Origin of the sequence: Micromonospora marina, assembly GCF_900091565.1 — a bacterium.
Lineage (GTDB): Bacteria > Actinomycetota > Actinomycetes > Mycobacteriales > Micromonosporaceae > Micromonospora > Micromonospora marina.
This window is the reverse complement of the sequence record NZ_FMCV01000037.1, coordinates 1-14,129: the sequence shown is the minus strand read 5'-3', so window position 1 is coordinate 14,129 and position 14,129 is coordinate 1. Positions and strand designations below refer to the sequence as shown.

At 73.8% G+C, this 14,129-nt stretch carries 12 protein-coding genes; 10 read left to right on the top strand and 2 right to left on the bottom strand.

What is annotated here, in order from left to right:
- Window positions 1-66 precede the first annotated feature (66 nt).
- The 9 genes from GA0070215_RS26850 (at window position 67) to GA0070215_RS26805 (ending at window position 10,708) form a co-directional block, all read left to right on the top strand.
- On the top strand, window positions 67-1,290 hold the full coding sequence (locus tag GA0070215_RS26850; protein WP_018787166.1) for a PucR family transcriptional regulator: 1,224 nt from the start codon (window positions 67-69) through the stop codon (window positions 1,288-1,290).
- A 1,354-nt stretch (window positions 1,291-2,644) separates the two neighbouring features.
- Window positions 2,645-3,973 (top strand): DegT/DnrJ/EryC1/StrS family aminotransferase, encoded by a 1,329-nt coding sequence (locus GA0070215_RS26840; protein WP_018787164.1) that lies wholly within the window; start codon window positions 2,645-2,647, stop codon window positions 3,971-3,973.
- A complete protein-coding gene (locus GA0070215_RS26835) occupies window positions 3,970-5,151 on the top strand; it encodes an MFS transporter (protein WP_091051409.1) in 1,182 nt (393 codons plus the stop codon). The genes GA0070215_RS26840 and GA0070215_RS26835 overlap by 4 nt, the downstream gene beginning before the upstream one ends.
- Window positions 5,148-6,119 (top strand): sulfotransferase family protein, encoded by a 972-nt coding sequence (locus GA0070215_RS26830; protein WP_091051405.1) that lies wholly within the window; start codon window positions 5,148-5,150, stop codon window positions 6,117-6,119. Before GA0070215_RS26835 ends, GA0070215_RS26830 begins: the two co-directional genes overlap by 4 nt.
- A 4-nt stretch (window positions 6,120-6,123) precedes the next feature.
- Window positions 6,124-6,954 (top strand): SDR family NAD(P)-dependent oxidoreductase, encoded by an 831-nt coding sequence (locus GA0070215_RS26825; protein WP_091051402.1) that lies wholly within the window; start codon window positions 6,124-6,126, stop codon window positions 6,952-6,954.
- A 29-nt stretch (window positions 6,955-6,983) separates the two neighbouring features.
- On the top strand, window positions 6,984-7,823 hold the full coding sequence (locus GA0070215_RS26820) for a class I SAM-dependent methyltransferase (RefSeq protein WP_091051400.1): 840 nt from the start codon (window positions 6,984-6,986) through the stop codon (window positions 7,821-7,823).
- A 14-nt stretch (window positions 7,824-7,837) separates the two neighbouring features.
- On the top strand, window positions 7,838-8,716 hold the full coding sequence (locus GA0070215_RS26815; RefSeq protein WP_091051396.1) for a family 3 encapsulin nanocompartment shell protein: 879 nt from the start codon (window positions 7,838-7,840) through the stop codon (window positions 8,714-8,716).
- A gap of 13 nt (window positions 8,717-8,729) precedes the next feature.
- Window positions 8,730-10,010, top strand: coding sequence for an FAD-dependent oxidoreductase (locus GA0070215_RS26810; RefSeq protein WP_091051393.1), 1,281 nt, complete (start codon window positions 8,730-8,732; stop codon window positions 10,008-10,010).
- Window positions 10,007-10,708 carry an aspartate/glutamate racemase family protein gene (locus tag GA0070215_RS26805; RefSeq protein WP_091051389.1) on the top strand — a complete coding sequence of 234 codons (702 nt, stop codon included), beginning with the start codon at window positions 10,007-10,009 and terminating at the stop codon, window positions 10,706-10,708. The genes GA0070215_RS26810 and GA0070215_RS26805 overlap by 4 nt, the downstream gene beginning before the upstream one ends.
- A gap of 170 nt (window positions 10,709-10,878) precedes the next feature.
- Here the strand turns inward: GA0070215_RS26805 and GA0070215_RS26800 are convergent, their stop codons facing one another.
- Window positions 10,879-11,139, bottom strand: a complete 261-nt coding sequence (locus GA0070215_RS26800) for a YegP family protein (protein ID WP_018787155.1) — start codon at window positions 11,137-11,139, stop codon at window positions 10,879-10,881.
- A gap of 19 nt (window positions 11,140-11,158) precedes the next feature.
- Window positions 11,159-12,943 (bottom strand): N-acetylglutaminylglutamine amidotransferase, encoded by a 1,785-nt coding sequence (locus GA0070215_RS26795; RefSeq protein ID WP_091051386.1) that lies wholly within the window; start codon window positions 12,941-12,943, stop codon window positions 11,159-11,161.
- A 233-nt stretch (window positions 12,944-13,176) separates the two neighbouring features.
- Here GA0070215_RS26795 and GA0070215_RS26790 point away from each other — a divergent pair.
- Window positions 13,177-14,129, top strand: a 953-nt coding sequence (locus tag GA0070215_RS26790; protein WP_091051383.1) for a glutamine synthetase beta-grasp domain-containing protein, incomplete at its 3' end; no start/stop codon positions are given.

The window sequence follows — 14,129 nt, the reverse complement described above, 5'->3', positions numbered from 1 at the left end:
CGATCGCATAACATCTTGACCGACAAAGGTGAAACAGCCGCAGGTTTTTGTTCGGAGGGAACAAACATGACGTCGGAGGCCGGCACGGGGCAGCGCGCCGCCCACCTCAACCTCGACGCCGGGGTGGCGGAGACGCTGCGCGCGCGGCTGCCGATGGTCGCCGAACGGACGGTCACCGCGATCACGGCCGAGGTGCCTGACTACTCCGGCGCGCTCACCGGCGCGATGCGGGCGAAGATCGAAAACGCGGTACGCATCGCACTGGGAACGTTCCTCCAGCTCATCGAGGGTACCCAGGCGTTCGACCCGAGCACTCCCCTGGCCCCCGCGCTGGAGGCCGCGTACGCGCTGGGCAGCGGCGAGGCCCGCTCGGGGCGCAGCATGGACGCGTTGCTGGCCGCGTACCGGGTGGGCGCCCGGGTGGCCTGGCGCGAGGTGTCCACCACCACGGTACGCAGCGGGCTGGCCGCCGAGACGGTGGCCGAGTTCGCCGAGCTGATGTTCGCCTACATCGACGAGCTGTCCGCCGCGAGCGTCGCCGGGCACGCCGACGAGCTGGCCAGCGCCGGCCGGATGCGCCGCCGCAGCCTGGAACGGCTCACCCAGCAACTGCTCGCGGGCGAGCCGGAGGAGTCACTACGGCGCAGCGCCGAACGCGCCGACTGGCCGCCGCCGCAGACGCTCACCGTGGTGTTGCTGCCCCGCCGGCACCTGCGCGCGGTGCTGGCGCTGCTCAACCCGTACACGCTGGAGAGCGGCGAGGACCTGCCCGGCATGAACGCGGTCGAGGAGCTGGCCGTACTGCTGGTGCCGGACATGCACGGCGGGCGGCGCCGCCAGCTCACCCGGCTGCTGCACGGGCACCGGGCGGTGCTCGGCCCGGCCCGGCCCTGGCACCGGGTGGCCGCGTCGTACCACCGGGCCACCCGGGCGCTCGCGCTCGGCCTGGGCGAGCCGGACGCCGGGCCGGTCGACACCGAACGCCACCTGGCAACGCTGCTGCTCAGCATGGACCCGGAAGCCCTGGCCGACCTGCGCGCGCAGGCGCTCGCGCCGCTGGCCCCGCTGCCCCCGGCCACCGCGCACCGGCTGGCCGGGACCCTGCGGTCGTGGCTGCTGCACCAGGGACGCCGCGACGACGTGGCGGCCGACCTGTTCGTGCACCCGCAGACCGTCCGCTACCGGATGGGCAAGCTGCGCGAGCTGTTCGGCGACCGGCTGCACGACCCCGCCACGGTTCTCGACCTCACCATCGCTCTCGCCGTACCCCCGGAGCCGGAGGCCGCCTGACGCCGCGCCGGGGCGCACGGCCCGGTGCGGCCGGGAGACGTGATCGAGGTGGTGGACCCGGAGCGGTAGGGCCTCGTCGTGGCCTCGACGCGCGTGTGCGATCTGGATCCGGCTGCCGCGTTCGTGGTCTTCGGCGACCAGGACTCCGGGTGCGCCTCCTACGGCGTGGAGTCGGCGGGCCGGCGCTGGTTCGTCAAGCGGGCCGGGACACCCGCCGCGCGGGGGTCGCTGACCCGCGCGCTGGGCCTGCACGCGGCGGTCCGGCACCCGGCGATGGTCCGGCCCGAGCTGGTACGCGACGGCACGGACGGCCCGACGCTGGTGTACCCGTGGTGCGACGGCACCGTGCTCAGCCACGCCACCACCGGCGGCGGCAGCGATCGGAGCGGCCTGGCTGGCTTCCAGCGGCTGCCGGTCGCCGAGGTGCGCGCGGCGCTGGACACGATCCTCGACGTACCGGCCGGGACCGTTGGTGCTCGACTCCGATCGGCTGCCCGGCTCGCGCCGCTACCTGTCTCCGGAGGAGCTGACCCGCGGTGCGGCGATCGACGATCGCACTTCCGGTCCTCCCCTGCCGGCCGTCCGACTGGACTTCGGCGCCCTTGGCAGCTTCGAGCGTTACTTTGCGTCATGTCAGCCTGTCGAGCAGCAAGTCACGTAGGGTGACGCACACTTCCGCATTCGATTGGTCCCGTTTTCTTCGCAGCAAGCTCTTGAGCTGCGGGAACGCCGGAGAGGGCGACGGCCGTACTCATACCCCTGCGCGCCCTTTGCTCTGCAGCCGCATGAGCGACGGTGGCCGCGAGTTACCGATGCGCCGATGGCTGCAGAGCAAAGGACGCGAGGGGAGTCATGCCGGGGAGGCTGCGCCACTACCCTCGGTGACGGCAATCCGGTGCGGCCACGCCGAAGTGGCCAAGCCCGACGCGACCACGGCCGACACGGCCAGGCCGGCGCGAGCAGGACGCAGCCCAGCAACAGCCGCGCCGAGCGACTGGGCGACGCGCCGTGGCGACGCGGCGTCCAGCGACAGGAGGGCGGCAGGGCGGCGGGGGCGAGGGCGGCGGGGGCGGGGCGGATCAGCGGGGCGGCGACGACAATTCCGCAAAGTTCACTGTCGGCACGGGCCGGCGCCAAACATATTCACACCCGTCTGTTGACGCGTGCGGGATCGACGACAATCATTACTCTCGCTGGATCGACGTACGATGAATGTCGGATCTGGTGGCATTTCTTACCCCTCGACGGGATCGCGCCGGGACTGCGATCCTGCCGGGCGACCACGCCCGGCGTACGTCCCGGTGATCCTATCGATCCACTAGGAATTGTCGCCGCACGCCCGAGGAGTCCGCCGGTGGACGGGAACAACGACGCTCCCGCACCGAGCCCGCCGAGGCCGGTGCAGAACGGCTCTGATCTGCCCGAACAGCTCGCCCTGCACGGCGGGCAGCCGGTGCGGCGAACGCCCTGGCCGACGTACGACAAGGGCGCGGTCTTCGTGCACACCGAGGACGAGGACGCGGCTATTCGCGCCGTCCGCAGCCACCTCTACTTCCGATACGACCACCGCCCACCTGACGAAACCGAATGCGGACGGTTCGAGGACGAACTGTGTCGCTATTTCGGCACCCGGCACGCGCTGGCCGTTTCCAGCGGGACCGCGGCGCTGGCGCTCGCCCTGATGGGCGCCGGAGTGCCACCGGGATCATTGGTGGCCTGTCCCGGATTCACTTTCGTCGCCTCCCCCAGCGCCATTGTGCTGGCCGGTTGCCGGCCATTCCTGGTCGAGGTCGACGACGACCTGCGGATGGACCTCGACGACCTGCGCCGCCGCTGGCGGCCCGAGATCCGTGCCGTCATGGTCGTGCACATGCGCGGCTTCGCCGCCGACGTCGAGGCGCTGTCCGCGTTCGCCGCCGAGATGGGCGTGCCGCTGATCGAGGACGCGGTACCAGCGCTCGGCGCCGAACTCCACGGCCGCAAGCTCGGCACGTTCGGGGCCGCCGGGGCGTTCAGCACGCAGTCCGACAAGGCGCTCAACTGCGGCGAGGGCGGCTTCCTGATCACCGACGACAGCACGCTGTTCGCGCGGGCGGTGGCGCTGTCCGGGGCGTACGAGGGACGGCTGCGGCGGCACTTCCCGCACGGCGAGCCGCCGCTGACCGGCCTGGACCTGCCGCTGCTGAGCCTGCGGATGGACGAGATCCGGGCGGCCCTGCTGCGCGCCGAGCTGACCCGGCTGCCGCAGCGGCTGGCGCTGTTCCACCGCAACTACGCGCACGTCAGCGCCGCCCTGGCCGGGCTGCCCGGCATCGCGGTCCGGCGGCCGGTCGCGCCCGGGGCGTACCTCGGGGAGGCGTTCGTGTTCCGGGTGCCCGGCGGCGCGGCGGGCTGGGGCGACGCGGGCTGGTTCGCCCGCGCGCTGCGGGCCGAGGGGATCGACGCCCGCAACATCGGCGCGGACGACGACGTCAACGTGCGGGCGTTCTGGAACTGGCGGTTCCTGTACGACAGCGCCGACCCCGGGGAGATCCGCGCGACGCTGCCGCGCACCGCGCGGCTGCTGACCGAGACCGTCGACGTGCCGCTGTCGTCGAACCTCACGCCCGCTGACTGCGACGACCTGGTCCGCGCCGTCCGCAAGGTGGCCGCCGCCCGCGCGTCCACCCTGGTCGGGTCGTGACCGGCGCGCAGGCCCCCGCCCGGCCGCTGCCCCGGCTCGCGCTGGCCGGTCTGCTCGGCGGGCTGTTCACCGGCTACCTCGGGCTGACCGCGGTGATCCCGGTGCTGCCCGGCTTCCTGCGCGAACGGCACGACGCCGGTGACCTGACAGTCGGCGTGGTGATCACGGTGACGGCGGTGACCGCGCTGCTGGTGCGCCCGGTCGCGGGCGCCCTCGCCGACCGGCACGGACACCGCACGGTGATGCTGGCCGGGGCGCTCGTGGTGGCCGGCGGCGGCCTGCTCTACCTGGCCCCGCTCGGCGTACCCGCGCTGGTGGCGGTCCGGCTGCTGCTCGGTGCCGGTGAGGCGGCGCTGTTCACCGCCGGCGCGGTGTGGATCGTGCAGCTCGCCCCGCACGAGCGGCGCGGCCAGCTCATCGGCCTGTACGGGGTGAGCATGTGGGGCGGCATCTCCGCCGGCACGTTCCTCGGCGCCACCGTGCAGCAGGCCGGTTACCAGGCGGTGTGGGTGCTCAGTGCGGTCGCCCCGGCGGTCGGCGCGGCGCTCGTCGCGCTGGTGCCCGCGCCGGCGCGTACCGCACCGGCGGCCAAGGGCGCCGGGCTGCTGCTGCGCCCGGCGCTGCTGCCCGGCATCGCGCTCACCTTCGGCGCCGCCGGGTACGCGGGCCTGGCCGCGTTCGTCGTGCTGCACCTGGACGCGCGGGGCGTCGGCCACGGCGTGGTGGTGCTGAGCGTCTTCAGCGCCGTGTACGCCGGCACCCGCCTGGTCATCGGCCACCTGCCCGACCGGCTCGGCCCGCGCCGGGTGGCCACCTGGTGCGGGGTGGGCGAGGCGGTCGGGCTGCTGGTCATCGCGGTCGCGCCGAACCTGCCGGTCGCGGTGGCCGGCAGCGTGGTAATGGGCGTCGGGTTCTCCCTGCTGCACCCGTCGCTGGCGCTGATGGTGATGAACCGTACCGACCCGGCGCGGCAGGGTGCGGCGATCGGGGCGTACACCTCGTTCTGGGATCTGGGCCTGGCGGTGTGGGGCCCGGCGACCGGCCTGGTCGCGGCCGGTCTCGGTTATCCGGCGGTGTTCGTCGCGGGCGCGGCCGGCGCGGCGGTCGCCGCCGCGATGGCGCTGCGCATCGGCCGGCCCGCGGTGGCGCCGGCTCCGGCGGAGGTACGCGCGGCATGAGCGCACCGGTCACCGTCCTGAACGTCAACGGCTGGTGCCGCAACGGCAGCACCGTCATCGGCAACGTGCTCGGCGAGGTGCCCGGTGTGGTGCACGTCGGCGAGCTGCACTTCCTGTGGAAGAACTCGACCGGCCGTGGAGTGAACGACAGGTGCGGCTGCGGCGCCGCGCTGACCGCGTGTCCGCTGTGGTCGGCGGTGCTGCCGGTCGGCCGTCCGGCCGGGATGCCGGCGGACGCGCACGCCGCCGAGGTGATTCGGCGGCAACGGGCCCGGCTGCGGACCCGGCACACCTGGCGGGTGCTGCGGCGGGGCGCGTACGACGCGGACACCCGCGCACACGCCGGCCTGCTCGGCGCGGTCTACCGGGAGGTGGCCGCACGCACCGGCGCCCGGGTGATCGTGGACAGCACCAAGATCCCCGGCGAGTCGGCGTTGCTGCCGCACGTCCCGGGCGTCGAGGCGTACTGGTTGCACCTGGTGCGCGACCCGCGTGCGGTGGCGCACTCGTGGCGGGAGCCGAAGGAGTACGTCTACGCGATGTCGGCGGCACGCAGCACCGCGTACTGGCACGGGTTCAACCGGGCGTCCGCGGCGATCAACCGGCGGTACCCGGACCGGTCGGCGTTCCTGCGCTACGAGGACTTCACCGCCGACCCGGCCGCCGCGATCGGCGCCCTGCTGAAGCTGGTCGGCGTCGACCCGGCGGCCAACCCGGTGCGGGACCGGACCGTCGAGCTGCGCGGCAACCACACGGTCACCGGCAACCCGGACCGGTTCCGGACCGGCCCGACGGTGATCCGGGACCGCGACGACGGGTGGCGGCGCACGCTCACCGGCCGGCAGCGGCTCGCCGTGGCGGCGCTGGCCTGGCCGCTGTCCACCCGGTACGGCTACCGGTCCGGCGGGCCGGACCGCGACCCGGCGCACCCCGGCGCGGCGGCCCGCGCCGGCGAGACGGAGAGGTGAGGACGTGGATCTGGGGCTCAAGGGCCGGGTGGCGCTCGTCGCGGGCGGCACCAGCGGCATCGGGCTGGCCTGCGCGAAGGAGTTCGCCGCGGAGGGCGCGCACGTGGCGGTCTGCGGGCGTGACCCGCAGCGGCTGGCCGCCGCGAAACGGGAGCTGACCGCTGTGGCGTCCGGCCGGGTCAGCGCGACCGGCGTGGACCTCACCGACACCGGCGCCGCCGCCCGCTGGGTGGACCGGGTCGCCGCCGAGCTGGGCGGGGTGGACGTGCTGCTGGTCAGCGGCGGCAGCCCGCCCGTGGGCACCGCCACCGGGTTCGGCACCGACGACTACCGGGCGGCCGTCGACCGGGTGCTGCTGCCGGCGGTAGCGGTGTCGCTGGCCGCGCTGCCGCACATGCGCGCCGCGGGCTGGGGCCGGCTGCTGCTGGTGGCCTCGGAGACCGCCTGCGTACCGATCGGCCCGCTCGTGCTGTCCGGGGTGACCCGGGCGGCGCTGGTCCGCTTCGCCCAGGGCCTCGCCGTCGACGTGGGCCGCGACGGCATCACCGTCAACGTGCTGGCGCCCGGCGGGGTGCGGACGCCGCCGATGGAACGCGCCGCGGCCCGGCTCGCCGGCGCGGACGGCGACGTCGAGGCGCGACTGTCCGCGATGGGGCACCACAGCGCCGTCGGCCGGCTGGCCCGGGCCGAGGAGGTCGCCGCGGTGGCCGCGTTCCTGGCCGGTGAGCGTGCGTCGTACGTGACCGCCGGGGTGCACCTGATCGACGGCGGCGCCGCCGCGACCGGCCCCGACCTGCCCCACCTCACCGGCGTCCGCAAGGACACCTACGCCTGACCCACCGACCGCCGCACAAGGGAGTGCCCATGTCCACGACCAGCCGGTTCACCGAGCGGGACGTCTCCGAGTTCTTCGACCAGACCACGCAGACGTACCTCAGCTTCTGGGACAGCGAGGGCGTGCTGCACACCGGCTACTTCACCGGGGAGGACGACACCGACTACCACGCGGCGGCCGACCGGACCTCCGACATCCTCGCCGCCGACGCCGGCATCGACGCCTCGGCCAACGTGCTCGACGTGGGCTGCGGCTGCGGCAACTTCCTGCTGCGTCTGGCCGGGCGCACCGGATGCCGGGGCGAAGGGGTGGACCTGAGCATCGAGCGGGTGCGCTTCGCCGAGCAGCGGCGCGCCGAACGGGGCGCGTCGCTTCCCGTGTCGTTCCGGCACGGCTCGGCCACCGCCCTGCCGTACGACGACGGCTCGTTCACGCACGTGGTCAGCCAGGACGCGTTGTTCCTGGTGCCGGACAAGCCGCGCAGCCACGCCGAGATGTTCCGGGTGCTCGCCCCCGGCGGGGTGCTGGCGGTGTCCGACTTCCTCCAGCCCACCGAGCGGATCGGCGAGGCGGCCCGCCGGCACGTCTACGACCGGGTGCGCTGGAACGACGGCTACTCGCTCGACGGCTACCGCCGGGCACTGACCGAGGCCGGGTTCGTGGACGTGGTCGCGCGCAGCCTCGACGCGCACATCAGGCAGACGTACCGGGTGCTGGGCCGCACCGCCCGGGAGCGCGCGGAGACGACGGCGGACGAGGCGGCGCGGACCTGGATCCTCGGCTTCGCCGACTCGTGCGACGAGATCCAGGCGGCGATCGACAGGGGCGAGTTCGGCTGGGGCGTGTTCGTCGCCCGCAAGCCGGCCTGAGGAAGGGACAGCAGATGTCACAGCGCACCGGCACCGTGAAGCGGACGATCGCCGAGGTCGTCGCCGAGCGGAAGACGCAGATGTCGCCCGGCGCGACGTTCGTCGAGGCGTTCGCCAAGGACGGCTTCGACACCAGCGTCGACTACGACGTGACGATCACCGACTCGCTCACCAGTTCCCGGCGCAAGCCCCGCTACCCGTCGCGGAACATGCTCAAGGTGGTGGACCTGTCCCGGGATCCGCAGGACTACCACTGGCACGAGAGTCCGCCCCGCCCGGACGATCCGGCGGTGGACGGCGCGGACCTGCGCCGGGAGGCGGCCAACCACTTCCACCGCTCCCCCATCCCGCCGCTGCTCACCACCACGGCGTGGGTGCAGGTGCCGGACACGCTGTGGGAGGACCCGGTCAGCTTCGCGCAGTTCATCGACTACCGGCTGGTGGTGCGGCTGGCCACGGCGGAGAACCACACCATCCTGCGCGGTGAGGGCGGGCTGCTGACCATGCCGGACCTGGGCCGGCTCACCGACCCGGGACCGTTCGCGTCGACGATCCTGGCCGCGTGCAACGAGGTCGAGCAGATGGGCAGCACCGCCGACGGGCTGATCGTCAACCCGGCCGACTACTACCGGCTGCTGGGCAGCGGCTCGCTGATGCGGGACGTGGAGGACAACGGCGTGTTCATCGTGCGTACCCGGCTGGTCGACCCGGGCACCGCCATCGTCGGGGACTTCGGCCACGGCGCGCTGCTGTTCGACGCCGGCCGGTCCACCATCGGGTTCGCCGAGCCGCCGCCGGGCACGTTCGCCGAGCCGGGGGTGGCGCTGCGCGCCGAGATCTGGGAGCGGGTCGTGGTGAACCTGCCCACCTGCTTCTTCGTCGTGACGCTCTGACCGGCGGCGACTGATGACGACGCCGGGCCGTACCGACCCCGACGTGCTGGTCGTCGGCGCGGGCGTGGTGGGCCTGTGCTGCGCCTGGTTCCTGCGCCGCGCCGGGCACACCGTCACCGTGGTGGACCGGGGCGAGGTCGGCGACGCGGCGGCCTGCTCGGCCGGGAACACCGGTTTCGTCGGCACCCAGGGCTCGGCGCCGCTGGCCGAGCCGGGGGTGCCGGCCACCGGGATCCGCTGGCTGTTGCGCCCGGAGAGCCCGTTCGCGGTCCGGCCCCGGCTGGACGGCGCGCTGCTGGCGTGGCTCTGGCACTTCCGCCGGCACTGCACCGAACAGCACGCCCGCGCCGGGTTCGAGACGCTGCTCGCGCTCAAGCAGCGCAGCCTCGCGTTGCTGCGCGAGATCTGCGCCGAGGACGAGCTGGCCGGGACGCTCACCGAACGCGGCATGATCCTGGCCTGTCACACCGAGCAGGGGTACGCGAAGGCGCGCCGGACGATCCCGGCGGCGACCGCACGCGGCGTGCCGCTGCGCGAGCTGGGCCGGGCCGAGCTGGCCCGGCTGGAACCGGGCGTCGACTTCGCGGTGGCCGGGACGCTGCTCAACGAGGAGGGCGCCGCGCTGCGCGTCCCGGCGTTCCTGGTCGCGCTCGCGGCGGCGCTGCGGGCCCGGGGCGTGGACGTCGTCACCGGCGCCGAGGTACGCGACTTCGAGGTGACCGGGCGGCGGGTACGCGCCGTGCGCACCACCAGCGGTGAGCTGCGCCCGGCCGAGGTGGTGATCGCCGCCGGGGTGTGGTCGGCGGCGTGCGCCCGGATGCTCGGCGTCGGACTGACGCTGCAACCGGCGAAGGGCTACACCGTCACGCTGCCCGCCGGGCCCGGCACGCCCACCCGGCCGGTGCTGCTCAGCGAGGGCAAGGTCGCGGTGATGCCGCTGGGTGACCGGGTACGCGTCGGCGGCACGCTGGAGCTGTCCGGGCTGGACGCGTCGATCTCACCGCGCCGCGTCGACGGGATCCTGCACACCGCGCGGCGGTACCTGCCGGCGCTGGACACCGGCCGGCGGCTGGACGTGTGGGCCGGGCTGCGCCCGTGCACCCCGGACAGCCTGCCGCTGATCGGGCGGGCCGACGGCTACGACAACGTCAGCGTGGCCACCGGGCACGGGCACATCGGGATGGGTCTGGCCCCGGCCGGCGGCAAGCTGCTCGCCCAGATCGTCTCCGGCGCCGAGCCGGACCTGCCGCCGGAGACGTTCGCGGTGGACCGCTTCCGGAAGGGGATCTCGTGAGCGACCGGCCGGAGATCGGCGTGCTCTGCCTCGACACCAGCTTCGACAAGATCCCCGGGCACATCCGCAACCCGGACACGTTCGGCTTCCCGGTGCGCTACCGGGTGGTGGAGGGCGCCACCCCGCAGCGGCTGGTCCGCGAGGCCGACCCGGCACTGCTGCAACCGTTCGTCGACGCGGCCCGCGACCTGGAGGCGGCCGGGGTCGCCGGGATCACCGGCGCGTGCGGGTTCCTCGTGCTGTTCCAGGCCGAACTCGCCGCCGCGGTGCGCGTCCCGCTGTGGTCGTCGAGCCTGGTGCAACTGCCGATGGTGCACCGGATGGTCGGGCGCCCGGTCGGGCTGCTGGTCGCCGACGAGGCGGCGCTGACCCGGCGCCACCTGGCCGCGATCGGCGCGGACGACGTGCCGGTGGCGGTCACCGGCATGGCCGGGCAGCCGGAGTTCCGCGAGGTGATGCTGGAGGGGCGGCGCGACGCCCTCGACGTCGAGCGGCTGGCCGCCGAGGTGGACGAGCGGGTCGACACGCTGGCCCGCGCGCACCCGGACCTGGGGGCGCTGGTCGTCGAGTGCACCGACCTGGTGCCGTTCGCCCACCGGATCCAGGCGCGGCTGGGCGTGCCGGTGTTCGACATCGTCACGCTGACCACGATGGCGTACGCGAGCCTCACCCGGCGTCCGTACCGGCCGGGTGGATGAGCGCGGGGCCGTCGCGCCCGCGCCACACGCTGGCCGAGGCGCCCAGCCGGACGAGCACCTGCCGCCCACAGTCACGCGGGACGGCCGCACGGAGGTGCTCGACGACGACGAGCAGTGAGCGCGACGCATCCGCCCGACCCGCGAGCGCGGCCGGGCGGGTGCGGTGGTGCTCAGACCGGCGGGATGCCGGAGCGCCCGATGTCCGACATGTCGTCGCCGATCTCGGTCCGGGTGCCGGCGACCGGCCCGGCGCCGGCCTCGGTCCGGTCCTCGACGCAGGCGTCGCCCAGCCCGTGCATCAGCTCCCCGACCACGGCGAGCGCCGAGCCCTTGTCCGGGCAGGGCGTCCCGGTGGCGAGCACCTGACCGTCGGCACCGACGACGGTGAACCCCACACTGCCGTCGGCCTCGCTCTCGATGACGAACTTCACCGCGCTCCTCCCGCTCCGCTCAGCTCACGCCGTGCGTCTGCAGCCACAGCTCCAGCAGGCCCAGTTGCCACAGCTTGTTGCTGCCGGCGGCGGCCTGGGCCCGGTCCGGCTCGGCCAGCAGCTCGTCGACGTACGCCCGGCGGAACAGGCCGCGCCGGCGCGCCTCGGGCGCACCCAGCGCCTCGACCACCAACTCTCGCACGGGACCGTCGACGTTGCGCAGCGCCGGCACCGGGAAGTAGCCCTTGGGCCGGTCGATGACCTCGGCCGGCAGCACCTCGCGGGCGACCTCCTTGAGCACGCCCTTGCCGCCCTGGGCCAGCTTGTGTTCCGGCGGGCAGGCCGCGGCGAGCGTGACCAGGTCCTGGTCGAGGAAGGGCGTACGCACCTCCAGCCCCCACGCCATGCTCATGCTGTCCACCCGCTTGACCGGGTCGTCGGGCAGCATCAGGTGGGTGTCCAGGCGCAGCACCGCGTCCACGGCGGTCTGCGCGCCCGGCGCGGCCAGGACCGCTTCGACCAGGTCGCCGCTGGCGTCACCGGCGCAGGCGTACGCCGGTTCGACCACCTCGGTCAGCTCGGCGTGGTCACGGTCGAAGAACGCGGCGGTGAACTCGGCCGCCGCGTCCTCGCGGTTCGCGCGGGCCAGGCGGTGGTGGTAGCCGTAGCCGGCGAACACCTCGTCGGCGCCCTGGCCGGACTGCGCCACCTTCACGTGCCGGGCGACCTGCTCGGCGAGCAGGTGGAACGCCACCACGTCGTGGCTGCCCATCGGTTCGGTCATGGCCGCCACGGTGGCGCGTACGGCCGGGCCGAGATCGCCGTCGGCGAGCCGGATGCGGTGGTGGTCGGTGCCGAACGCGCGGGCGACCAGGTCGGAGTAGTGGAACTCGTCGCCGGTCTCGTCGCCGCGGCTGTCGAAGCCGATGCTGAACGTCTGGAGGTGGTGCTGTCCGGCGCCGTCGAGCAGCGCCACGATCATGCTGGAGTCGAGCCCGCCGGAGAGCAGCACCCCGACCGGCACGTCCGCGACCAGCCGGCGGCGTACGGCGGTGCGCAGCGCGTCCCCGACGGCGGCCCGCCAGTCGGCCGCGTCCATGCCGTCGTGGGCGGGGTCGCGCCGGTACTCGGGCCGCCAGTAGACGCGCTCGCGGCTGCGCCCGTCGGCCTCGACCACCCGGACGGTGGCCGGGGGCAGCTTGCGGATCCCGCGCAGGATCGTGCGCGGCGCCGGCACGATCGAGTGCCAGGACAGGTAGTGGTGCAGCGCGACCGGGTCGATGCCGGTGTCGACGTCGCCGCCGGCCAGCAGCGCCGGTAGCGTCGAGGCGAACCGGAGCCGGCCGGGCGACTCGGCGAGGTAGAGCGGCTTGATGCCGAGCCGGTCGCGGGCCAGCACGAGGCGGCGGCGCCGCCGGTCCACCAGGGCCACCGCGAACATGCCGACCAGGTGGTCGACGAACCGCTCCCCCCACTGCGCGTACGCCACCAGGATCACCTCGGTGTCGCTGGTGCTGTGGAAGGTGTGCCCGGCCGCACGAAGTTCGTCGCGCAACTGCGGGTAGTTGTAGACGCACCCGTTGAAGACCAGGGCCAGGCCGAGGTCGTCGCGGACCATCGGCTGGGCGCCGGCCGCGGACAGGTCGATCACGGTGAGCCGGCGGTGCCCGAGCGTGATCCAGCCGTCACTCCACGCGCCCTCGCCGTCCGGGCCGCGCGACCGCATGGCCGCGGTCATCCGGGTCACCGCGGCGGCGTCGGGGGCGGCCCCGTCGAACCTGGCCTCACCGCTGATCCCGCACATCTCAGCGTCCACCGGTCAGTCGCGGAGCGCCCACCATGCCAACCTCCCGCCGCGTCGTGTCCCGGGCGGTCCGCCGGGTACGGCGACTACCCGGCCTGTGGCGAAGGAAACCCGGATGCGCGGTTGCCGAGCCGGGCACGGCGAGCCGTCGTACGGTGGCGGTACGGGCCACGTCCCCGGGCGGTCCGGCCACGGGACGTGGCCAGGATCAACGACGCCTGCCAGGAGGACGTGTGTTCGCCAATTCCGAGGAACTCCTGCGATACCTCACTGACGAGGACGTGAAGTTCGTCGACGTACGTTTCTGTGACCTGCCCGGCGTGATGCAGCACTTCAACCTGCCGGTCGAGTCGTTCGACGACAGTGTCTTCACCGACGGCCTCGCCTTCGACGGATCCTCGATCCGCGGCTTCCAGTCGATCCACGAGTCGGACATGCTGCTGCTGCCGGACGTGGCGACCGCGTTCGTGGACCCGTTCCGGGCGCAGAAGACGCTGGCGTTGAACTTCTTCGTGCACGACCCGTTCACCCGCGAGGCGTACTCGCGGGATCCGCGCAACGTGGCGAAGAAGGCCGAGGCCTACCTCGCCGCCAGCGGTATCGCCGACACCGCGTACTTCGGCGCCGAGGCGGAGTTCTACATCTTCGACTCGATCCGCCACGAGACCTCCGCGCACCAGTCGTTCTACTACATCGACTCGATCGAGGGCGCCTGGAACAGCGGCCGGATCGAGGAGGGCGGCAACCGCGGCTACAAGACCGCGTACAAGGGCGGCTACTTCCCGGTGCCCCCGGTGGACCACTACGCCGACCTGCGCGACCGGATCGTGCGGCGCCTCGTCGACGGCGGCTTCACCGTCGAGCGCTCGCACCACGAGGTCGGCACCGCCGGCCAGTCGGAGATCAACTACAAGTTCTCCACCCTGCTGCACGCCGCCGACCAGCTCCAGCTGTTCAAGTACATCGTCAAGAACGAGACCTGGGCCGCCGGCAAGACCGCGACGTTCATGCCGAAGCCGCTGTTCGGTGACAACGGCTCCGGCATGCACACCCACCAGAGCCTCTGGCGCGGCGGCGAACCGCTGTTCTACGACGAGACCGGCTACGCCGGCCTGTCCGACACCGCCCGCTGGTACATCGGCGGCCTGCTGCACCACGCCCCGTCGCTGCTCGCCTTCACCAACCC